At 44.6% G+C, this 21,950-nt stretch carries 18 protein-coding genes and 1 pseudogene; 12 read left to right on the top strand and 7 right to left on the bottom strand.

Features of this window, described 5'->3' with window-relative positions:
* Positions 1-308 precede the first annotated feature (308 nt).
* From CAG57_RS08145 to CAG57_RS08135, 3 genes and pseudogenes are all read left to right on the top strand, one after another.
* Positions 309-2,063, top strand: a complete 1,755-nt coding sequence (locus CAG57_RS08145; RefSeq protein WP_161427639.1) for a glucose PTS transporter subunit IIA — start codon at positions 309-311, stop codon at positions 2,061-2,063.
* Positions 2,064-2,071: 8 nt separating this feature from the next.
* Positions 2,072-3,517, top strand: a complete 1,446-nt coding sequence (locus CAG57_RS08140; RefSeq protein WP_161430506.1) for a 6-phospho-beta-glucosidase — start codon at positions 2,072-2,074, stop codon at positions 3,515-3,517.
* A gap of 81 nt (positions 3,518-3,598) precedes the next feature.
* Positions 3,599-4,605 (top strand): annotated as a pseudogene (locus CAG57_RS08135) (LacI family DNA-binding transcriptional regulator).
* Between the two features lie 234 nt (positions 4,606-4,839).
* Here the strand turns inward: CAG57_RS08135 and ulaG are convergent.
* Both ulaG and ulaR read right to left on the bottom strand, forming a co-directional pair.
* Complete coding sequence (ulaG, locus tag CAG57_RS08130; protein WP_161427637.1) at positions 4,840-5,907, bottom strand: L-ascorbate 6-phosphate lactonase; 1,068 nt, start codon at positions 5,905-5,907, stop codon at positions 4,840-4,842.
* A 123-nt stretch (positions 5,908-6,030) separates the two neighbouring features.
* A complete protein-coding gene (gene ulaR, locus CAG57_RS08125; RefSeq protein ID WP_099611974.1) occupies positions 6,031-6,786 on the bottom strand; it encodes an HTH-type transcriptional regulator UlaR in 756 nt (251 codons plus the stop codon).
* 390 nt (positions 6,787-7,176) lie between these two features.
* On the opposite strand from ulaR, the gene CAG57_RS08120 reads away from it, so the two are divergent.
* From CAG57_RS08120 to CAG57_RS08090, 7 genes are all read left to right on the top strand, one after another.
* Complete coding sequence (locus tag CAG57_RS08120) at positions 7,177-8,937, top strand: PTS ascorbate-specific subunit IIBC (RefSeq protein WP_099611973.1); 1,761 nt, start codon at positions 7,177-7,179, stop codon at positions 8,935-8,937.
* An 89-nt stretch (positions 8,938-9,026) separates the two neighbouring features.
* Positions 9,027-9,509, top strand: a complete 483-nt coding sequence (locus CAG57_RS08115) for a PTS sugar transporter subunit IIA (protein ID WP_099611972.1) — start codon at positions 9,027-9,029, stop codon at positions 9,507-9,509.
* A 7-nt stretch (positions 9,510-9,516) separates the two neighbouring features.
* Complete coding sequence (locus tag CAG57_RS08110; RefSeq protein ID WP_013868339.1) at positions 9,517-10,209, top strand: L-ribulose-5-phosphate 4-epimerase; 693 nt, start codon at positions 9,517-9,519, stop codon at positions 10,207-10,209.
* A gap of 5 nt (positions 10,210-10,214) precedes the next feature.
* A complete protein-coding gene (locus tag CAG57_RS08105; protein WP_161427034.1) occupies positions 10,215-11,036 on the top strand; it encodes a pyridoxal phosphatase in 822 nt (273 codons plus the stop codon).
* Positions 11,037-11,041: 5 nt separating this feature from the next.
* Positions 11,042-11,689 (top strand): 3-keto-L-gulonate-6-phosphate decarboxylase UlaD, encoded by a 648-nt coding sequence (locus CAG57_RS08100; RefSeq protein ID WP_010316854.1) that lies wholly within the window; start codon positions 11,042-11,044, stop codon positions 11,687-11,689.
* 8 nt (positions 11,690-11,697) lie between these two features.
* Positions 11,698-12,579 carry an L-ribulose-5-phosphate 3-epimerase gene (locus CAG57_RS08095; protein ID WP_099611968.1) on the top strand — a complete coding sequence of 294 codons (882 nt, stop codon included), beginning with the start codon at positions 11,698-11,700 and terminating at the stop codon, positions 12,577-12,579.
* Positions 12,580-12,757: 178 nt separating this feature from the next.
* Positions 12,758-13,180 carry a hypothetical protein gene (locus CAG57_RS08090; RefSeq protein ID WP_099611967.1) on the top strand — a complete coding sequence of 141 codons (423 nt, stop codon included), beginning with the start codon at positions 12,758-12,760 and terminating at the stop codon, positions 13,178-13,180.
* A 236-nt stretch (positions 13,181-13,416) separates the two neighbouring features.
* Here CAG57_RS08090 and CAG57_RS08085 read toward each other — a convergent pair whose 3' ends face one another.
* The 5 genes from CAG57_RS08085 to CAG57_RS08065 all read right to left on the bottom strand — a co-directional run bounded on the left by CAG57_RS08085 (position 13,417) and on the right by CAG57_RS08065 (position 19,141).
* A complete protein-coding gene (locus CAG57_RS08085; RefSeq protein ID WP_161427033.1) occupies positions 13,417-14,556 on the bottom strand; it encodes a glycerate kinase in 1,140 nt (379 codons plus the stop codon).
* Between the two features lie 14 nt (positions 14,557-14,570).
* Complete coding sequence (dmsD, locus tag CAG57_RS08080; RefSeq protein WP_161427032.1) at positions 14,571-15,152, bottom strand: Tat proofreading chaperone DmsD; 582 nt, start codon at positions 15,150-15,152, stop codon at positions 14,571-14,573.
* Between the two features lie 70 nt (positions 15,153-15,222).
* On the bottom strand, positions 15,223-16,068 hold the full coding sequence (locus CAG57_RS08075; RefSeq protein WP_161427031.1) for a dimethyl sulfoxide reductase anchor subunit family protein: 846 nt from the start codon (positions 16,066-16,068) through the stop codon (positions 15,223-15,225).
* Between the two features lies 1 nt (position 16,069).
* Positions 16,070-16,684 carry a DMSO/selenate family reductase complex B subunit gene (locus tag CAG57_RS08070; RefSeq protein WP_099611963.1) on the bottom strand — a complete coding sequence of 205 codons (615 nt, stop codon included), beginning with the start codon at positions 16,682-16,684 and terminating at the stop codon, positions 16,070-16,072.
* 15 nt (positions 16,685-16,699) lie between these two features.
* A complete protein-coding gene (locus CAG57_RS08065) occupies positions 16,700-19,141 on the bottom strand; it encodes a DmsA/YnfE/YnfF family dimethyl sulfoxide reductase (protein WP_161427035.1) in 2,442 nt (813 codons plus the stop codon).
* Positions 19,142-19,603: 462 nt separating this feature from the next.
* Between CAG57_RS08065 and CAG57_RS08060 the strand changes: the two genes are divergently transcribed.
* Complete coding sequence (locus CAG57_RS08060; protein WP_161427519.1) at positions 19,604-19,945, top strand: carboxymuconolactone decarboxylase family protein; 342 nt, start codon at positions 19,604-19,606, stop codon at positions 19,943-19,945.
* 392 nt (positions 19,946-20,337) lie between these two features.
* A complete protein-coding gene (locus CAG57_RS08055) occupies positions 20,338-21,939 on the top strand; it encodes a BCCT family transporter (protein ID WP_161427520.1) in 1,602 nt (533 codons plus the stop codon).
* The last annotated feature ends 11 nt before the right edge of the window (positions 21,940-21,950 follow it).

Genomic DNA, 21,950 nt, shown 5'->3' with positions numbered 1-21,950 from the left:
ATACATATGTGAAGATAATCACACAAAACAATTAAAAAGAGACAATACGGGAATGAAATTTTTCAAATAAATGAAATCATTCAAAAGGAGTTCTATCAGAATCACCACCGCAAAGCGAAAATCCCCTCATCGTGAGAAAATCATGATCGCCATACGTAGCAGTCCGCCCCACCATTAGCTTATGAGCGAGCTTTTATCTCAACACGATTTTTATCGTGATCTAACGCACGGAACGCAAAAAGGCAAATGGATAAAACTGGTTTCATAAATAACCATCACCTCATACCCTACAACCTGAGGTGAAACTAATGGCAAAAATAAGAGATTATCAAAAGCTCGCCAATGACATCCTGAACCATGTCGGTGGGCAATTTCAAGTCGTCATCGGTACACATGTTTCCGATGTTTACGAACATATGGTTGGCTTGGTTGACCCGAGTAAACTCAATAGTGATGGCCAAAAAATTCGAATCTTAGATGCCGTTATCGCATCGATGTCTGCGATTTTTGCCCCTATCGTGTACATTCTTGCCGCAGCAGGTTTACTGCAAGGTTTCTTGATTGTGGTTAAATATTTTGTCCCCACATTTACCTCAACAGGTACATTTGCGGTACTTAATTTTATGTCATGGACCCCTTTTGCATTTTTACCTGTGTTCATCGCCATTACGGCTTCTAAACACTTTAATTGCAATCCTTTTATTGCCGTGTTCTGTAGCTGCGTACTCATAAACCCAGATTGGGCTGCCATTGCTGCCCAAATTAGCAACGGAGAAGTGATCACTTTTCTCTCTTTTCCATTAGCCAAAACGGTTTATACCTCATCAGTGCTGCCACCAATATTTATGATCTGGGGATTATCATACGTTGAAAGATATGCCAAACGCGTGATTCCCGCTATGGTAAGTGAACTGCTGACGCCACTCGTGTGTGTAATTATTGTGGTACCCTTAACTCTTGTTCTGATTGGCCCGGTCTCTAGTACCGCTGCAGAAGGGGTGGCTCATGGCTATAACTGGCTATTTGAAGCTTTCCCTCCTCTTGCGGCGGCACTGATTGGTGGCATTTGGCAGATGGTGGTGGTGTTTGGCGTTCACTGGGGAATTACTCCTGTGATCATGGCTAACTTTGATATGTACGGTCGAGATTCTTTCCAAGCGTTCCAGTCTATGGCAGTCATTGCTCAAATGGCGGCGGCTTTTGCCGTTGCATTTAAGTCCCGTAATCAAGCGCTTAAAACTACCTCTTTTTCTGCGGGTATCACTACGATATTTGGTATCACAGAGCCAACACTGTATGGGGTGACGCTTCGTCTTAAAAAGCCCTTTATTTGTGGTTGCATAGGCGGTGCGATCGGTGCTTTGGTGGCAAGCTTATTTGGTACGTATTACTACGCATATGCTGGATTACCCGGCCTTTTAACCACAATGAATGCCATCAATGTAGATAATCCACAATCTTTTATCGGTATGGCTTTAGGCGTTGGTGTCACCATTGTAACAACCTTTATCTTGATCAATATTATTGGTTTTCAAGATTCTATTGCTGAAGATGACATGCAGAAAACACCCGCGCCATCATCAGAGGCAACCGTAACACCTAAAGTCACGATGACCCTGATTAGCCCAGCAAAAGGCGAGTTAATCGCACTAGAAGAGGTCAATGATCCTAGCTTCTCTTCTAAGTTACTTGGAAATGGTGTAGCGATAAACCCCGTGGATGGGGTAATTAAAGCCCCCTGTGATGCCATCATCTCCTCGGTGATCGACAGTCACCACGCGGTAGGAATGACCTGTGAAAATGGTGCCAATATTCTGATTCACGTTGGCCTTGATACCGTTAACTTAAAAGGTCAACACTTTGAATGTAAAGTCGTTTTAAATCAAAAAGTGAAAGCTGGCGATCCTCTGATTCAATTTGATTGCCAAGCGATTAAAAATGCGGGTTATGACCTAACCACACCTTTTATCATACTGAACAGTGATGAGTTTTCTTTGAATATCAACCAACAAGAGAGCAATCAAGTTCAGTTCGGACAACCACTAATTCAATTAACACAATGAGCGATAATATGAGTAATACATTTCCAGAAAATTTCCTATGGGGCGGCGCAGTGGCGGCGCATCAACTAGAAGGCGGATGGGACGCTAACGGAAAAGGTGTCAGTGTTGTTGATGTTTTAACCGCCGGCGAACATGGGGTTCAACGAAGAATTACTGACGGCGTGCAGGAAGGGGAAAACTACCCAAACCAAGTTGCGATTGATTTTTATCATCGTTATAAAGAGGACATTAAACTCTTTGCTGAAATGGGCTTCAAGTGTTTCCGTACCAGCATTGCCTGGACGCGTATTTTCCCCAATGGTAATGAAATGGAGCCCTGTGAAGCCGGTTTAGCCTTCTATGATGATCTCTTTGATGAATTGCTAAAATATGGCATTGAACCCCTCATTACGTTGAGCCACTTTGAAATGCCCTACCATCTTGCCAAGCAGTATGGCGGCTGGATGAACCGCAAAGTGATCGATTTCTTCGTTCACTACTCAACGGTGGTGATGGAAAGATACCAAAATAAAGTTAAGTATTGGATGACGTTTAACGAAATCAACAACCAAGCGAACGTGTCAGCCGATATCTTTGGCTGGATGTGCTCTGGTATTAAATTTTCCGATTTTGAACGTCCTCAAGAAGCGATGTACCAAGCGGTGCACCACCAATTTGTGGCCAGCGCATTAGTCGTGAAAAAAGGCCATGAGATCAACCCTGATATGAAAATCGGTGCCATGTGTGCCATGGTTCCTTTTTACCCAAGAAGTTCAAAACCTGAAGATGTCATGTTAGCGCAGTGCGCCATGCGTGATCGTTACCTATTTTCCGATGTAATGATTCGTGGCCACTATCCCGCATACGCCAAACGTGATTGGGCCCTGAAAGATTACCATATTGAGATGTATCCAGAGGACGAACGTATCTTAAAAGAAGGTAAAGCGGATTATTTAGGGTTTAGTTACTATATGTCGAACACTCTAGATTCGACCTCTTCACAATCCACAGAAGAAAGTATGGATGGCGGCCATGAAAATTCAGTGCCAAACCCTTATATCCAATCCAGCGATTGGGGGTGGCCTATCGACCCAACGGGCCTTCGTTACTGTTTAGCCGCGTTGTATGAGAGATACGAAGTGCCACTGTTTATCGTTGAAAATGGCTTTGGTGCCATTGATAATATTGAGCAAGATGGTTCTATCCATGATGATTATCGTATCGAATATCTCAAGGAGCACATCCGTGAAATGAGTAAAGCGGTGAGCGTTGATGGCGTAGATTTAATGGGTTACACCCCATGGGGATGTATCGATTTGGTCTCCTTTACTACGGGTGAAATGAAAAAACGCTATGGTTTTATCTATGTCGATAAACATAATGATGGAAACGGAACGCTAGAGCGCAAACGTAAGAAATCTTTTGATTGGTATAAACAAGTCATTTCAACCAATGGCGAAAAGATTGAGTTTTAGATAACCACCTTAAGTCGATTGCGCATTGGTTTTATTACCAATGCGTCTTTCCACTCGATACCTTTATACGGAGAGGTTTTCATGGCTGTGACGATGTTAGAGGTAGCAAATAAAGCTGGTGTCTCAAAATCAACCGTATCTAGAGTGCTCAATGGTAAAAACATTGTCCGCCCAGAGTTGGTAAGCCGTGTGTTTGAAGCCATAAAAGAGACGGGATACAGACCCAATATCTTAGCCCAAAGTCTCTCATCACGTCAGACTAACTTTATTGGTTTTGTCATTGCAAACGTCCTCTTTGACGGCCCTTATTTCTCATCATTGATGTACCATGCTGCCTCATTTTGTGAAGACTCAGGCCATCAACTAGTGATGACCGATGGAAAACACAGCAAGGTGGAAGAGCGGCACGCCATCAACTTTCTGTTGGACATGCGCTGTGCTGGCATCATTATTTATCCCAAATATCTTAATGAAAAAGAACTCGCTTCAATCATAGCCAGCTCTGACATCCCCATCATGGTGATCAACCATAAGATCGAAGAACGGCCACAATACGCTATCACCACCGATCACTATCAAAGTGCCTTGAAGATGATGGAATACATTGTTGAACAGGGGCATAAGCAGATTGCGATTATTCGTGGTAATGTCTGCTCTGTACAGATAAGCAGCGTTATCAAGCTTACCGAGATGTACTGGAAAAATATCACTTACCATATCAAGGTAATCAAGAACAACAAGGCAACTGGACACTAAAAGGGGGATACTTAGCCGCCCAACGAATACTAGAAACCTCACCACAAATCACTGCGGTATTGGCATGTAATGATGAGATGGCGATTGGTGCCAGTAAAGCCTTCAAGAAGGCGGGATTAAGCTTACCAGAAGAGATGTCTGTGGTTGGGTTTGATAACAGTAACGTCGGTGAGTACCTTTCTCCCAGTTTAACCAGTGTGGATATTCCTCTTAAAGCGCTAACACAAAAAGTTATTCTCAACATTCTTGGAGAACATGAAAAAGCCGCTGCGATTGATACCTCTGCATCCATCATCTTCCGAGAGTCAGTACACCGAATGATGACCGAATAAACAGCCGACCTCCATTATTCACCACACAAAGAAAGCTGCCATAAGCGAGCAATATTTTCAGCAATATTGCTGAGGTTAACTTCTGCTTCCGCTAACGCTTCTGGTAAGATGTTTTAACAAATTGAAAGAAGTTTTATAACTGACTCATAGCCGAAAGCTTTACTACTCCCAGCCCAGTAGGGATCTCTATACAACAAACCGCCATCCTAACTTAGGATGGCGCAGTTTACCGTCTTATAAAAAGGCCTTGTATGGCAGTTCTGGCTCATCAACGAAAATATCTCTAAAGCCCCTGAAATGTTGATAATGCATACGCCCTTTATCGGTTGGGTAAGTATATTTGCCACCGACTTGCCAGAAGAAAGGAGCAAAACCGTATTGCAGACGATCTTTTTTCATTTGCCACAACACTTCAATTTCACGTGGGTCATTTTGGAAGTTAGCCCAAATATCGTGATGGAATGGGATCACCACTTCACAGTTTAATGACTCTCCGGCACGTAAAATATCAGAAGAGGTCATTTTATCGGTCACACCACGTGGGTTTTCACCGTATGAGAGTAGCGCCACATCAATCTTGTAGTCGTTACCATGTTTTGCATAATAGTTCGAATAATGCGAATCACCCGAGTGATAGATTGAACCACCTGAGGTTTCAATCAGATAATTGACCGCGCGATCATCCATACCATCAAGAATTGCCTTATCATAAGATGAAACACCTTTAGGCAGCGTGATCAACGCAGTGCGATCAAACGAGTCCAGTACTCGAACATTAATATCACCGACTTCAATGCAATCACCCACTTTCGCCACAATGCAGCGCGCACTCGGTACTCCCCAGCCTTGCCACAGATCAACGCAAGCTTGTGGCCCAATAAATTTCACATGCTCACCACAGTTTTGCAGCACTGCCGCTGCGACATTAATATCGATATGGTCAGCGTGATCATGCGTCGCCAACACCGCATCAATCTCTTTGATGCCAAACGGGTCCAACACAAAAGGCGAGGTTCTTAAGTTGGGTTGCAGTTCACGCACGCCCCCCATCCGCATCATTTGGTGTTGTGGGTTCATAAGCGGATTTTTTTGAGTTTTCTTACCCGTTCCGCACCAAAAATCGATCGAAATATTGGTATTCCCAGCACTTTTTAGCCAAATACCGGTACACCCGAGCCACCACATAGCAAAGGTGTTAGCTTCCACTTCGGTCTTTTCTATCTCTTCATTCAGCCAAGTTCCCCACTCAGGAAAGGTACTTAGAACCCATGAATCGCGTGTAATTTCATCAATTTTACTCATAACAACACCTTTTATTTCACGATCAGTTAGACAAATTTTGGATGTAGGGAGCCAAGCGTCTTCATCGAAAGTGAAGACTCTGAGCCTGTATTTATTATTAGAATCTGTAGAGCGAAGTGCTTTCTATACCAGAATCACTTCTGTTCCTTGCTGTTGTAGTGCTTGGATAACTTGCGGATCGGCCGCCTTACCAGTGATAACAATGTCAATTTTATTAGCCGGACAAAATAACATGCCGGTACGCTGCCCCACTTTAGAGCTGTCCACCACCACCACTAACTTGCCAATTTGTTCCAGCATCTGTTGCTCAGCAACGGCGGTGAGCATATCGGTTTTGTAGAGGCCATTTTCCGTCAGCCCTTTGCCACTGGTGAACATCCAGTGTCCAGCGTAGCCGCCTAACGAGTCAGGGGCGGGGTTGAGGAAAATGTTTTGTGCTTTGTTGTACTGCCCACCAATGATGATCACATCGTCGTGATCTTCATTAATCAAATAACTGGCCAGTGGAAAATAGTTAGTCACAATTTGAACATCTTGGCCACACAGCTCTTTACCGAGCAAGAAGGCGGTCGAACCGCAGTTAATCACTACACTGTCACCGGGTTTGCAGAGCTTAGCCGCAGCCATGGCAATGTGTGATTTTTCATGAAAATGCTCTGTAGTGTCGATATTTAATGGTGTCCAAGCACGCTTGCGATTTTCTAAACGTTCAGCGCCGTTGCGGACTTTCTTCAGCTTACCTAGCTCATCTAACTTAGAAATATCGCGCCGAGCCGTAGCCGGAGAGACGTTAAATTTTTCAATGATGTGCGCCACATTGATGGTACGCATATTGTCTAGCAAAGACAGTATCTCGTTATGTCTTTGTACTTCATTCATGGTTATCACCTTATTTTTTCATCAAGTGATTACTTGGTGATTATTTATGATTTGTTTTGATTCTATTTCGCAGTCGTCACAATGTCAAATATTCGAAGAACAAAACTTCCTTTTCGATCACAATAAAACACAATTAGTTGATTTTATTAGATTTATAATAAAAACCGTGACTTAAGTATCAAATAACAGCTCCACTTGGTGTAGAAATTGATAAAAATCAAAATAATCACAAATGAGCATTGAATGATTACTTTTGATTGGTAAAGTCTATTTCGTGAGCAAAACAAGATGGGAATCAGCATCACCTTGCTGATCCACTCTGACCTACACCCAGCTTCGAGTAAGACGGGAATACACATAACGATAAATAAAGAATCAAGGGGTAAAGATATGCAGTTCATCTACGATATCTTCTACATTTTTTATAGCCAAGTTATGACTAAAGCACCTTTGCTGCTGGGCTTAGTCACCCTTATCGGGTATTGGTTATTAAGAAGAGACGCCACCACCATCATCAAAGGGTCGATCAAAACTATCGTCGGCTTTATGTTGGTACAAGTGGGTGCAGGAACCTTAGTGGCAGGCTTTAAGCCTGTGATTGAGAAATTATCGGAATATCATGGTTTAACCGGTTCGGTGATCGACCCGTATACCTCGATGATGGCGACCATGGAAATCATGGGGGACGATTATTCTTGGGTCGGCTATACCGTACTACTGGCACTGGCGATTAATATTTTGCTGGTTTTACTGCGTCGCTACACGGGCATTCGTACTATCATGCTAACGGGACACATTATGTTCCAGCAAGCGGGATTGATTGCCGTGTTCTACCTTGTACTCGGTGCGAGCATGTGGGAAACCATCCTTTATTCGGCTGTTTTGATGGCGCTTTACTGGTCGATCTCCTCCAACATTATGTTCAAACCCACTGAAGAAGTTACAGGCGGTGCCGGTTTCTCCATCGGCCACCAACAGCAAGTGGCATCTTGGATTGCGGTTAAGGTTGCCCCCAAGTTGGGCGACAAAAAAGACAGTGTCGACCACCTTGAACTGCCTAAATGGTTGCACATTTTCCACGACAGCATTGCCGCTACCGCGATTGTGATGACGCTATTTTTCGGCATAATTTTGCTCTCCTTTGGTTTAGACAACCTGCAAGCGATGGCGGGCAAAACCCATTGGTCTATCTACATTCTGGAAACTGGTCTTAAATTTGCGGTAGCGATCCAAGTGATTGTTGCAGGGGTGCGCATGTTCGTTGCTGAACTGTCTGAAGCCTTTAAAGGCATCTCAGAGCGCGTGATCCCTAACGCGGTTTTAGCCATTGACTGCGCCGCTATCTACGCATTTTCACCTAATGCCATGGTGTTTGGTTTTATGTGGGGTGCGATTGGTCAATTTACCGCAGTGCTGGCCATGCTCGCATTTGATGCACCGATCATGATCATTCCCGGCTTTATTCCGATGTTCTTCTCCAACGCCACCATTGGTGTGTTTGCCAACCACTTTGGCGGCTGGCGCGCGGTCATGAAGATCTGTTTTGTGATGGGTATCATCGAAGTCGTTGGCTCAGCATGGGCCATTCACATCTTCAACCAATACGGCACCGAATTCAGTGGCTGGATGGGCATGGCCGACTGGGCGTTAGTCTTCCCGCCAATCATGCAAGGCTTATCCGCCTCAAAACTGTTCTTCTTTGTGCTGATTGCATTGGCTGGGGTGTACATGTTCTTCGCCTCTAAAAAGCTGCGTGAAGAGGAAGATGCACAAGGTTTAGTAAACATCAGTGACGAGCCAGACGTCATCGCCGCCGTCGAACAAGCACTGAAAGTCAGTGATGGCGTGCGCCCGGTCAGCATTTTAGCCGTGTGTGGTAATGGGCAAGGCTCCTCAATGATGATGAAGATGAAAATCGGTAAGTATCTAGAGAAGAAAGGCATTCCACACGTGATGGATTCCTGCGCAGTGTCTGATTATAAATCTAAGCTCGCCACCACCGATATTATCGTCTCATCAAAACATCTCTCTGGTGAGATGGAGGCCGGAGAAGGCAAATTTGTGCTCGGGGTACAAAACATGCTGAATCCGAACTCTTTTGGTGATGAGTTGCTCGACATCATCGATAAAAACTTTGTCACTTTGAAATAGCTATTGACGACCAAACGATAAGCACAAAGACGATAAATACAAAAACAATAGGTGCCAGAAGTACTGGCACCCACTCTGGAGATAGAACCATGGGACTAAAACAATCACTGATCGACAATGACTCCATTCAATTAAATGCCCAAGCGAGTACTTGGCAAGAGGCGATCAAAATCGGTACGGATAGGCTGATCAAATCAGGAGCCATCCACCCCTGTTATCACGATGCCATCATCAGCAGCGTTGAACAATTAGGCCCATACATCGTCATCGCGCCGAATCTTGCCCTACCTCATGCTCGCCCAGAAAATGGCGTGATCAGAACCGCCTTTGCTTTAGTGACGCTGCAAACGCCTGTCTATTTTGACGGCGAAGATCAACCAGTCGATGTGCTGATCACCTTAGCGGGCAGCTCATCTGATCAGCATATGGAAGGATTAATGGAAGTAACCCAAGTGCTGGATGATGAAGAGAGCGAGACTGGGGTTGATCTCGATAAACTGCGCCGTTGTCGTACCGCGCAGGATGTTTACCAAGTGATTGATCAAGCGTTAGCGGCGCAGTTGGTCGAGTGAGGATGTCATGTATAGCGAACTAAAACAGCGAGTATTTGCGGCAAATCTTAAGCTTCCCCAATACGGTTTAGTCACTTTCACTTGGGGCAATGTATCAGAAATAGACCGCGAGAAGGGCGTCATCGCCATCAAACCTTCCGGCGTAGAATACGATGTGATGAAAGTCGATGACATGGTGATCGTTGACCTTAACGGCGCGATTGTGGAAGGCACACTTAATCCATCCAGTGATACCGCCACTCACCTTGAACTCTATAAAGCTTATCCAGAGATTGGCGGCGTGGTACACACCCATTCGCGCAGTGCCACTATTTGGGCGCAAGCGGGCATTGACATACCCGCTTTAGGCACTACTCACGCCGATTATTTTTACGGTGACATCCCCTGCACACGCAAACTTTCTTGCGATGAAATCGCTGGCCAATATGAGAAAAATACCGGCCTTGTGATCATCGAAGAGTTCAAACATCGTCGCATTGACCCGATGGCGGTGCCAAGCGTGATTGTCGCCGGGCATGCTCCTTTCTCTTGGGGCAAAGATGCTAACGATGCGGTTCATAACGCTGTCGTCTTGGAAGAGATTTCCGCCATGGCGCTGGCGACTCGTTCACTCAACAGTGGCATCAAAATTCAACCGGAATTATCCGATAAACACTATCAACGTAAGCATGGTGATAACGCTTACTACGGCCAAAGGTAGCGGCTATGTATAAAGTTCTCGCGCTCGATCTTGATGGCACGGTGTTGACTGATGAACACACCATTCATCCACAATTAAAACGGGCGATTCAACAGGCGCAGCAACACTGCCACGTGGTGATTGTGACTGGCCGTCACCACACGGCAGCGAAACCCTATTATCAAGAATTGGGGCTCACAACCCCCATCATCTGCTGTAACGGCACCTATGTGTATGACTACCAAAATGAAAAAGTGCTCAAGCACAATGCCATCCCCAAACACGATGCGTTGAGCTTTCTCGCTTTGGCTAAAGAGTTTCAAATGAAACTGGTGATGTATGTGACCGACGCGATGACCTATTCCAAGCGTAGCCCAATCGCCTACATGCAAGCGTTAGAAAAGTGGGCCAGCCAGTACCCATCGGCAGCACAACCTAAAATCGAACAAATTGACTCGTTTCGTCACCGCGTCGAGCAAGAAACGTTTATTTGGAAATTTGTGGTTGAAGGGCTACCGAGTTCCGTTGAACGACTTGCCCAACAAGCTTGGGTACAAGAGACATTCAACGGTGAGCGTTCATGGTCGAATCGCATCGACTTTGCTGCCAAAGGTAACAGTAAAGGTCAGCGCTTGGCTGAATATGTGCAATCGCTTGGCTACCATGCCAATCACGTACTGGCCGTCGGTGATAACCATAATGATATTTCAATGCTCGACTACGCCGGGCTCGGCGTGGCAATGCTCAATGCCGACGATACGGTGAAGTCCCACGCCAATCTGATTTGTACAACCGATAACAATCAAGACGGGCTCGCCCGTTTGATCCGTGACAAAATTGAAGGATAACTCTCATGACTAAACCAATGATCCAAATCGCGCTCGACCAAACTGACCTTATTTCTGCCATCGAAGTAGCAAAAAACGTAGCAAGCTTTGTGGATGTCATCGAAGTCGGCACCATCCTCGCCTTTGCTGAAGGTATGAAGGCCGTCAAAACGTTACGCCATAATCACCCTGACCATATTCTAGTGTGCGATATGAAAACCACCGATGGCGGCGCTATTTTAGCGCGGATGGCATTTGAAGCTGGCGCAGATTGGATCACCGTTTCTGCCGCAGCGCATATCGCCACCATCAGCGCGTGTAAGAAAGTCGCCGATGAACTGGATGGCGAAATCCAAATCGAAATTTACGGCAACTGGACCTTTGCTGATGCACAAGCGTGGATTGACCTTGGTATCACTCAAGCCATTTATCACCGTTCAAGAGATGCCGAACTGGCCGGTATTGGTTGGACAAGCGAAGATGTTGAGAAGATGCGAACGCTATCCGATATGGGGCTTGAGCTTTCCATCACAGGCGGCATCGTGCCAGAAGATCTCTATTTATTTGAAGGTATTAAGGCCAAAACCTTCATTGCAGGGCGTGCATTGGTCGGTGAAAAAGGTCGCGTCACGGCCGAAGCACTGCGCAGTCAAATCGATCGTTTTTGGTGCTAGGAGGCCGTATGTATCAGCATTTGCCACGCCAACGTATCGGGTTGTATGAAAAAGCGCTCCCCAATCATTTCTGTTGGGAAGAAAAGCTCGCCACAACAAAAGAACTGGGGTTTGATTTTTTAGAGATATCCGTCGATGAGTCAGATGAACGTCGTCAACGCTTAGACTGGGATGATGCAACCATCTATCAGCTACGAAGATGGTGTGAGCAATACCAAATCCCGCTGCAATCAATGTGTCTAAGTGCGCACCGTAAGTTTCCTTTTGGCTCGTCAGACCCCGCGATTAGAGAGCAAGCTATTCTGCACATGGAAAAAGCGATTACCTTAGCTTACAAACTGGGCATTCGCACCATTCAACTCGCAGGCTATGATGTCTATTACGAACCCGCTAATGAAGAAACTCATCAACGCTTCATTGAAGGCATGCAGCTTGCCGCCAAACTGGCCGAGCGTGCTGGCGTGATGCTGGCGGTGGAGATCATGGATACCCGCTATCTTAACTCACTGAGCAAATTCGAAATTCTAAAGCGGCAAGTACCCTCACCCTATTTTATGGCGTATCCAGATGTAGGCAACATTTCAGGTTGGAACTACGATGTATGCACAGAATTGGCGCTTGGTATGCCACACATCACGCAGATCCATCTTAAAGATACCTATTGTGTCACCCCAAACTACGCTGGGCAGTTTCGAGATTTAGTGATTGGGCAAGGAGAGGTTAATTTCGACGCCATTTTCCAAACCTTGAAAAAGACACACTGCGTTGTGCCGATGGTGATTGAGATGTGGGCACAAAATGAAGATTGGCAGCGCGACATTCGTACCGCTCAACAACGGTTAAACCAAGCGTGTGACGCCGCAGATTTACCTCGTTTATTTAACCTATAGCTCCTTTATTCAATCAATAAATCGTGCTTTTATGCATTCTTCATCCTGAACTTGGATAAGGCCGCGCTAGCCTCCCCCGTGAGCGCGGTCTCTTTTCTTGGCAAATGTTGACATCGCCAACACAATCGCGCAGAGTTGCCTCTTGATAACGCCCCGATGCATAACACTCTGAGAACCAATGAAATTACTTCACTTACAACTCTTCTGGTATGAAAAGCATCACACCCTGTTAGAAATGGAAGCGCTCCCCACACTGACGTCAACCCAAGAACAAGCGCTGATAGAGTGGGTCAAATGTCGACGCAAAATATTAAGCTTTGAGGCCCACCAGCATACTTGGGTAAAAGTGAATGTGGACGGTTTTTCTTCTGCCTTGCATTTAAAGTCCAATGGCACGTTGGTCGAGCAAGATCTGTTTGGTGAAAAAACACTGCAAGGATTGTGGAAAGTCATCGACGGTTTGTTATTTATTAAAGTGATCAGCGGTGAATTTATTGTCGAATACCAGATTGTTGGCCATAACGAACACAGCATTCACTGCGGTATTGAGTACATCAACGGTCGAGTCAGTACCTACAGCAAATTTATTCAAACGCGATGAGTCACATTCTGTTTTAAAGCGTTATGCATACTCTTGCTACTTGAATCTGCAGCGGTGTTGGCCACATTCGTTCACCCCAATCACATCGCCTATCGATGCTCATGGGGATGATGACAGTCATCCGTGGCTCTCACCAAAGGCTAGCCCACGGCTGTTCAAATTTGTTCCAGACAAATTTGTCACTCACTTATCGCCTACTTGCAACTCCAAGTTGTTTGGGTATATACCCTGTATTTTCAGTAACATCGCGATAGCTGCCATAAACGCCCAACACTTTCAGCGGTGTTGATGAGGTTAACTTCAGCTTCCGCTAATGCTTCTGGTAGGCTCATGGCTCGAGGCGTACAAGGAAAAACCGCATCGATGCCGTGCTGATAAACCGCTTGATAATTCTCTCCCGTACAACCGGCCACCGCAATAACCGGAATATTGAATGCTTTGGCAAGCTTAGCCACTCCTACCGGCGCTTTGCCATAAATGGTTTGCTGATCAATGCATCCTTCACCGGTAAATACGATATCAGTATCAACTAGTTTTTCAGCTAATCCTACCGTATCAAGCACCATATCAATGCCTGATTTCACTATCGCTGGAGTATAGGCCATCCATGCTGCCCCCATCCCTCCGGCAGCACCGGAACCTTTTACAGAAAGTACATGATGACCCGTCACTTGTTCAGTGAATAAGCCAAAGTTGTATAACGCTTGATCAAGCGTTATCACGTCTTCAGCACTAGCACCTTTTTGGGGGCCAAACACTGCCGAGGCTCCCCTGTCACCGCAAAGTGGATTATCGACATCACAAGCGACAAATATTTCACACAGCGCTAGCCGAGCATCTAAATCTGAAATATCAATTCGGGATAACTCAGTTAGCGCTAGCCCTGAAGGAGCAAACTCATCGCCATTTTGATTATAAAATTTCACACCTAAAGCAGCGAGCATACCGCTGCCAGCATCATTGGTGGCACTACCGCCTAAACCAATCATGAAACGTCTTATTCCAGCATCTAATGCATGTTTCACTAATTGACCCGTGCCATAACTACTGGTCAATTTGGGATCCCGCCGTTGATTCGGTACTAGATTAAGCCCACTGGCTTGAGCCATCTCGATAACGGCAGTTTTACCGTCTCCCAGCACACCATAAACAGCCTCGACCTGATTGCCTAAAGGAGCATTCACTTCAGTGAGCACCAACTTACCGCCCGTTGCATCCACCAAGGCTTGAACCGTCCCTTCGCCACCATCAGCAACGGGAATACAGACAAATTCTGCCTCTGGCCATACTCGTTTTAACCCCGTTTTAATGGCTTGGCTCACTTGTTTCGCGGTTAAGCTTTCTTTAAATGAATCGGGGGCAATCACTATCTTCATCTTTTATCCTAGAACTATCGATAGAGTTTCATCGTTACCGCCTGAACTGAAAAAGCTTGTTGTAAATACTCTAACCACTGCTGGGCAATCTCGGCCAAACATTGATACGTTTGTGTTGTTGCTGACTGTCTCAGCAACGTGAGGTAACGGTAACCCCAAGGTAACAGATGATGAGACAGTAATACTTTACCACTCTTTTGGCTTGCATCATCGCGAAGCAGTTGGCTCAGCAGCATTAACATTAGCCCAAAATGATCTTCTGGTTCACGTAATCCAGTATCAATTTCAAGTTGATGTTGGCGCAAGAAAGAGCGAAGCGCTAACGTTGTTTCACCAAAAATAACCTGTTCTTTATCTAAATAAACCGATCCCCAAGGGGGCGCTAACATGGTTTCTCTGCCTTCAAAAAGCTGTTGATAATCTTCTACGATCGCTTCGGGCGTTTCTTTTTTTAGAGCAAAAAGTAGATCAATAAAAGGATGATCATCGTCAGGCCAATGGGTCAACTGTTGTAATATTTCTTGGTTACTAGGATGCGATAGCGGGTAATACAATAAACTGCCTAAAACAGAACTCAACGTAATAATTTCATTCATATAAATAAACACTCTTTATCTACAAAGAAGGAGGCTTCAGCCTCCTTCTTACGTATTGATTGACGTGAGGTTATAAACCAACGGTCATATGTAAGCTGTAGAAAATACCACGACCTAAAAACTCAGCGAATAACACACACACAGTCCCCATTAAAATCGGTACCAATGCGCGTTGAGATCGTTGCCAAGTCGGCCACCACCATAACACTAGCGCCACGACCAATAATAAGTATTGAATCGCTTTGAGCATACCGATATTAGGTAGCAACTCTGAAGCCGAAATAATCGAAGTATGGATATGTGCTAACTCATGCAACTGTGTAAAACTGACTAGTATACTCGCAATGACACCCAGTCCACCCAAAATAGGTAACTGTTTTTCAACCATATTGGTGCGGTATCCAGATCCGGTTAATAATGCGCAAGCAAAAATACTTCCCGCAATCACCGCCGTTAAAATAAAGCTTAATGGTGTATAAACGGTATTCCAAGTTGGAACCGTTTCAATCATATACAAACGGGCCATGGCATACATAAAGAAGATTCCCATCACCATGGCAGCCAACATCAAGCCTTTGCGTAATGCTGCTGAAGCCAAGTTCAAAACACTAAGCAACCAGAACAATCCGCCTAACGCAAAGAAAACACTCCCGGTTAAGATTTCATTCGACAACCAAGCATGGCCAACTCGGTTAAAAGCATTGAAGGCACGCAGTGGACTCCCCAAATGAAAAGTCGATGCAGCGAAGCCAATCCCCATCAAGACCCAAACAAAAAATAAGCTTTTAATCATTGCTGTTTTTTGCTGTTCACTCGGACGACCAAATAAAAGCATTAAACAAACCAATAAAAAGGCCCCTACTGCGGTTTGAGCAAAGACGGTAAAGATCATCAGTGGAAATTCATGCCAAGCCATCTTATACCTCCTTCGGATTTGCTAAGAAACCCGTTTGATCACCCGTGGGTCGGGCATTTTTATTCGGTTTAATCACAATATTTGGCTTCGTAATAAGAGAAGAAGGCAATGGTGCCACATCCGCATTAATGCCATATTTCGCTCTTAATTCATCAATGGGCCCAAACTCTAACGCTCTTAGTGGACAAGAGCCAACACAAATCGGCTCTAAACCTTGTGCAACTCGCTCATAACAACCATCACACTTGGTCATATGACCTTTTTCTTCGTTGTACTGCGGTGCACCGTAAGGACAAGACATCGCACATAACTTACAGCCAATACAAACACTTTCATCCACAATCACAAAACCATCTTCACGTTTATGCATTGCACCGGATGGACAAACCTTGGTACACGCAGGCTCATCACAATGGTTACAAGCGATAGAAAGGTAGTAAGAAAAAACGTCTTGGCGGAAGGTTTCTCCTTCAACGACCCAATTTCCCCCTTCATAGTCGTATACACGGCGGAAATTCACACCAACGCCTAAGTCTTTATTGTCTTTACAAGAGAGCTGACACGTTTTACAGCCCGTACATTTGCTGGAATCAATATAAAAACCATACTGTTTCATAAGTTAATCCTTGGGTTATACGCGCTGAACTTGAACAAGATTAGTATGCTGAGGGTTACCTTTAGCCAACGGACTCGGCCGTTGAGTTGTCAACACATTAATCGAGCCCGCTTGATCGACTTTTCGTCCATCGGGCGTGTACCAAGCGCCTTCGCCTAATGCAACAACACCAGGAATAATCCGTGGGGTGACCTTAGCATGAATATGCGTTTCTCCACGATCATTAAAAATACGCACCCGATCACCGTTTTTAATCCCACGAATTTGGGCATCAATTGGGTTAATCCACATTTCTTGACGAGCCGCTTCTTTTAAAATATCAACATTGCCGTATGTCGAATGGACACGAGCTTTAAAATGAAAACCTGTTAATTGCAATGGATACTGTGAACGTTTTGGATCATCCCATCCTTCAAAGGTTGAGGTATAAACCGGCAGTGGATGAATCACATCCCCTTCAGGAAGTTCCCACGTTGCAGCGATTTCTGCCAACCGTTCTGAATAAATTTCAATTTTTCCAGAAGGCGTTGATAATGGATTGTTCTGCGGATCGTCACGGAAAGCTTTATACGCCACATAATGGCCATTCGGGTCAGTGCGCTTCACAATGCCTTGCTGACGAACCGTTTCAAAATCAGGCAAGCTAGGATCAAGTTTGCGTGTTTCCGCATATAAATGACGCAACCAACCTTCTTGATCTCGTCCCTCGGTAAAGGCCTCTTCCACACCAAGACGTTTAGCCAGCTCGGAACAAATTTCATAAATCCCCCGCGCTTCAAATTGCGGCTTAATCGCTTGGTCGGCATAAATGAAATACGGCATATTGGCCGCTTTACCATCCATACAGAAATCGGCTTGTTCAGAGGTCGTCAAATCTGGCAATACGATATCAGCATATTTGGCAGAAGCCGTCATATGGTTATCAATCACCACTATCATTTCACAAGCCGTGTCATCTTGCAGAATGTCATGAGTACGGTTGATATCCGCATGTTGGTTAATTAAACAGTTGCCAGCATAGTTCCAGATAAACTTAATCGGCACATCCAACTTATCTTTACCACGAACCCCATCTTTTAAGGCCGTCATTTCTGGGCCTCGCACAATCGCATCCGTCCAGAGGAACATAGAGATAGCGGTTTTCACTGGGTTTTCTAAGGTAGGGAAACGCACAAATGGGATGCTGTAATCCGACTCACGAGCACCAGTTCCACCACCATTAATGCCGACATTTCCGGTTAAAATTGCCAACATCGCTACGGCACGAGAAGCAATTTCACCGGCAGCGGTACGTTGTAACCCCCAACCTTGGTGAATGGCACAAGGTTTGGTTGAACCGATCTCGCGTGCGGTTTTAATGATCACATCGACCGGAATTCCGGTAATCGACGCTGCCCATTCTGGTGTTTTTGGGGTTTTATCTGCACCTAATCCTAAAATATACGATTTGTAGTCACTGTTGGCCGGAGCTGAAGCTGGCAACGTTTTTTCATCGTAACCCACGCAGTATTTATCTAAGAAAGGTTGATCGACCAAATCTTCTTTGATCATCACATACGCCATGGCAGAAATAAATGCCGCATCGGTACCTGGGCGGATAGGAATCCATTCATCTTCTCGGCCACCTGCTGTATCGGTATAACGTGGATCAATAATAATCGTCCGCGCCTGAGATTTCGCTTTACTCTCTACATAATGATGAATTAACCCACCACCAGACATACGCGTCTCTGCAGGGTTATTACCAAATTGCACAATCAGTTTGGCGTTTTCCAAATCAGAAAAAGAGTTACCGTATGCCCAGCCACCATAGGTATAATTTAATCCCTCAGCAATTTGCGCTGTTGAGTAGTCACCATAATGATTTAAATAACCACCTTTTAAATTCATCAACCGAGCAATCAAGGTTTTACCTGGTGGCCAAGAGCGAGTTACCGTTCCACCTAATGTCCCGGTACCATAGTTAAGGTATACCGCTTCATTACCGTAATCATCGATAATACGTTGTAAATTATTCGCAATCTCGTTGTAGGCTTCTTCCCAACTGATGCGCTTAAATTTACCTTCACCTCGTTTCCCTACCCGTTTTAATGGGTATTTGAGACGATCTGGATTATAAACTCGACGACGCATAGAACGGCCACGTAAACAAGCACGAACCTGTACATCTTTTGCCGCATAGTTATCTGTACCAGTATTGTCCGTCTCAACCCATTTGATCTCACCATCGACAACATGCATACGAAGCGGGCAACGGCTACCACAGTTAACCGTACACGCACTCCATACCACTTTTTCATCGGCTTTGATGGGCGTTTCTTTGGCTTGAACAAAAGAAGATTTAAAAGGAAGGGCACTGGTGACGGCCGCGAGCCCACCGAGCATCGAACTGGATTTAATAAATCCGCGTCGCGTGACATCCGGCGACAATAAAGCTTTAAATCGGTTTTTAATCATAATTGACATTACCCACGCAATATAACTGTATACATACAGCGATAGAGAGGTTGCCAAACAAGCTATTGATTTCCTCTGATGACGCCAAAAGGAATTGCCCCTCCTTTCGATCTTGTCCTTAAGTTAAACCGAAATACGGCTTATTTCCTATCATAGAGGTGGCTCGGGGAAGCTTCTTTCACATCCTCGTTTATTTATGAGTAATCATAGTTATTTTGTGGTTATTGTGAATAATAAATCTTAAGGTCGAAATTGATCCACATCTATAAAAGGCTAAATAAATTTTGGTAATAAAAATCACTCTCAAGCAAAAATTAAATAAAGAATTAAAGCAATAAATAAACATATAATAAAAATAGATGAACAAATCTTAGATATTGAATTAATTGCACTTGCTTTTTTCAGAGCTGTTTATTATATTAGATAAGTCTTATTTAGATAATACTAAAAAAGGAACACTCAATGAAGTCTTATACTGAACTGCTCAAAGAACAAAATACCCTGGGTCGAAGCTATAAGCAGCAAAGCCCTGATACCCTTGCTGCATTTATGCAGCTTCATAAAGCTGCCATGGCACCAGGAGAACTGGAACTTAAAACCAAAGAGATGATTGCGTTAGCCATTGGCATTGCTGCACGTTGTGAGGGCTGTATTGCTGCTCATGTATTTGCCGCACTAAAAGCAGGAGCCACTAAAGCTGAGTTAGTCGAAGTGATCAATGTCGCGGTGCTGATGGGAGGAGGCCCATCATTTACCTATGGCACACAAGCCCTCGGAGCCATCGAAGAGTTTACAGCCAAATAAGCCCATTCACGCCCCGCAGCCTCTCTCTGCTTGGTGCTATATTTCTAAATAAATCGAAGTGTTAGTTGGGTGAGAGCCGCGGATGGCTCTCATCATCCCCATGCGCATAGACAGGCGATGTGATTAGGGTGAAAGAACGTAACCAACACCGCTACAGATTCAAGTAGCAAGAAGATAACCGATAGCATACTTTCCTATTTATTTTCCACTCAGCTCTTTTTCTTACCCTCAATTACTTTAATCATGGATACTAAATGCATTATTGGATTAGCAATACGGATGCATTATCAACCTAATTTATGTTATTATGCTCAGTTTTATGATTTACCTCACAATATACAGTTGAGCATTTTACACACAACCTGATTTTTCAGAGCTAACAGCGAGTTTTTATGTCTAAAGTTTATTTGAATACCGAAGCACCTTGTATGAGCGCATCGGATTACTCAGCCACTCATCCCCCTCAGACCTCCTCTCATTCATTACAAAAAAAACTCGAGCTTAATAACCCTGTCTTATGGCTCAGTGGTAGTTTTCTTTCCTTGTTCGTATTATTAGCCCTCACGAACCCTTCATTGCTTACCTCCCTGATTGACTCTGGTTTTCACTATGCAACCCAAGGATTTGGCGCTTTTTGGCAATTGCTATTATTGGCAAACTTTGTGATTGGGTTAGCACTGGCGGTAACACAAACTGGCTCGGTTCGATTGGGTGGCCTTAGCATACCAGAGCTGGATAACTTCAAATGGCTATCCATCATTCTCTGTACCTTGCTGGCAGGCGGAGGTGTTTTTTGGGCTGCCGCCGAACCAATAGCCCATTTTGTCAGTGCTCCGCCGATCTTTGGTGCCGCATCGCCTCAAAAAATGGCGATTAATGCCCTCTCACAATCTTTTATGCATTGGGGGTTTTTAGCTTGGGCTATTTTAGGCTGCCTTTCATCGATCGTATTAATGCATCTACACTACGACAAAGGACTACCGCTAAAACCACGCACACTACTCTATCCCATTCTTGGTCAACGAGCCGTTAACGGTTGGATAGCCAATACCATTGATGCGCTCAGTATTATTGCTGTTGCTGCAGGAACCATTGGTCCCATCGGATTTCTCGGATTACAGATTAGCTACGCTCTTAATGCGTTGTTTGGTATTCCTGATAGCTTTACCACACAAATTATCGTTATTTTATTCGCTATGGCACTGTATACCTTTTCAGCCTTAAGTGGCTTAAGTAAAGGCATTCAAATAATTAGCCGTTACAACATCATTCTCGCGGTTGGGTTAGTGTTATTTATTCTGATTGCAGGGCCAACCCATTTTATTATTGATGGTTACATGCAAGGCGTTGCTTCAATGATCGATAATTTTGTTCCGATGGCAATGTTTCGTGCTGATACCGACTGGTTAAGTTGGTGGACTGTATTTTTCTGGGGTTGGTTTATTGGATATGGGCCAATGATGGCCATTTTTATTGCTCGAATATCTCGTGGACGAACGTTACGTCAATTAATTCTGGCGATTAGTATTGCCGCTCCACTCATTACCTGCTTCTGGTTTAGTATTGTTGGCGGTAGCGGCTTGGCCTTTGAGTTAGCAAACCCTGGCGTGATCGCACAAGGTTTTGAAGGATTTAATCTTCCTGGTGCCTTATTAGCAATCACCGCTCAGTTACCATTTCCTTTGTTAGTTTCTTTGTTATTTCTAGTATTAACAACAACCTTCATTGTCACCACTGGTGATTCCATGACCTATACCATTAGTGTCGTAATCAGTGGTGATACGAATCCTAATGCGGCCATTCGTGCTTTTTGGGGGATCGTCATGGGCGCGATGGCGATTGTGCTTATTTCTATGGGAGAGGGCGGTATTTCGGCATTACAGTCTTTTATTGTGATCACAGCGGTTCCCGCTTCACTTATTTTACTTCCTTGCTTATGGCAAGCCCCCAAAATGGCCAACCAAATGGCGAAAGATCAAGGTATTATTCACTAAGCATATAAAAG

It is taken from the genome of Vibrio sp. V30_P3S12P165, assembly GCF_009904905.1.
Lineage (GTDB): Bacteria > Pseudomonadota > Gammaproteobacteria > Enterobacterales > Vibrionaceae > Vibrio > Vibrio fujianensis.
This window is presented reverse-complemented; position numbering and strand designations above follow the sequence as displayed.

Excerpts from the sequence above, each read along its gene's own strand:
- CAG57_RS08060 (WP_161427519.1), top strand. The coding sequence starts at position 19,604 with ATGAAGTCTTATACTGAACTGCTCAAAGAACAAAATACCCTGGGTCGA.
- CAG57_RS08110 (WP_013868339.1), top strand. The coding sequence starts at position 9,517 with ATGTATAGCGAACTAAAACAGCGAGTATTTGCGGCAAATCTTAAGCTT.
- CAG57_RS08075 (WP_161427031.1), bottom strand. The coding sequence starts at position 16,068 with ATGGCTTGGCATGAATTTCCACTGATGATCTTTACCGTCTTTGCTCAA.
- CAG57_RS08120 (WP_099611973.1), top strand. The coding sequence starts at position 7,177 with ATGCAGTTCATCTACGATATCTTCTACATTTTTTATAGCCAAGTTATG.
- CAG57_RS08055 (WP_161427520.1), top strand. The coding sequence starts at position 20,338 with ATGTCTAAAGTTTATTTGAATACCGAAGCACCTTGTATGAGCGCATCG.
- CAG57_RS08065 (WP_161427035.1), bottom strand. The coding sequence starts at position 19,141 with ATGATTAAAAACCGATTTAAAGCTTTATTGTCGCCGGATGTCACGCGA.
- CAG57_RS08070 (WP_099611963.1), bottom strand. The coding sequence starts at position 16,684 with ATGAAACAGTATGGTTTTTATATTGATTCCAGCAAATGTACGGGCTGT.
- CAG57_RS08105 (WP_161427034.1), top strand. The coding sequence starts at position 10,215 with ATGTATAAAGTTCTCGCGCTCGATCTTGATGGCACGGTGTTGACTGAT.
- CAG57_RS08085 (WP_161427033.1), bottom strand. The coding sequence starts at position 14,556 with ATGAAGATAGTGATTGCCCCCGATTCATTTAAAGAAAGCTTAACCGCG.
- CAG57_RS08095 (WP_099611968.1), top strand. The coding sequence starts at position 11,698 with ATGTATCAGCATTTGCCACGCCAACGTATCGGGTTGTATGAAAAAGCG.
- ulaR (WP_099611974.1), bottom strand. The coding sequence starts at position 6,786 with ATGAATGAAGTACAAAGACATAACGAGATACTGTCTTTGCTAGACAAT.
- CAG57_RS08100 (WP_010316854.1), top strand. The coding sequence starts at position 11,042 with ATGACTAAACCAATGATCCAAATCGCGCTCGACCAAACTGACCTTATT.
- dmsD (WP_161427032.1), bottom strand. The coding sequence starts at position 15,152 with ATGAATGAAATTATTACGTTGAGTTCTGTTTTAGGCAGTTTATTGTAT.
- CAG57_RS08145 (WP_161427639.1), top strand. The coding sequence starts at position 309 with ATGGCAAAAATAAGAGATTATCAAAAGCTCGCCAATGACATCCTGAAC.
- ulaG (WP_161427637.1), bottom strand. The coding sequence starts at position 5,907 with ATGAGTAAAATTGATGAAATTACACGCGATTCATGGGTTCTAAGTACC.
- CAG57_RS08115 (WP_099611972.1), top strand. The coding sequence starts at position 9,027 with ATGGGACTAAAACAATCACTGATCGACAATGACTCCATTCAATTAAAT.
- CAG57_RS08090 (WP_099611967.1), top strand. The coding sequence starts at position 12,758 with ATGAAATTACTTCACTTACAACTCTTCTGGTATGAAAAGCATCACACC.
- CAG57_RS08140 (WP_161430506.1), top strand. The coding sequence starts at position 2,072 with ATGAGTAATACATTTCCAGAAAATTTCCTATGGGGCGGCGCAGTGGCG.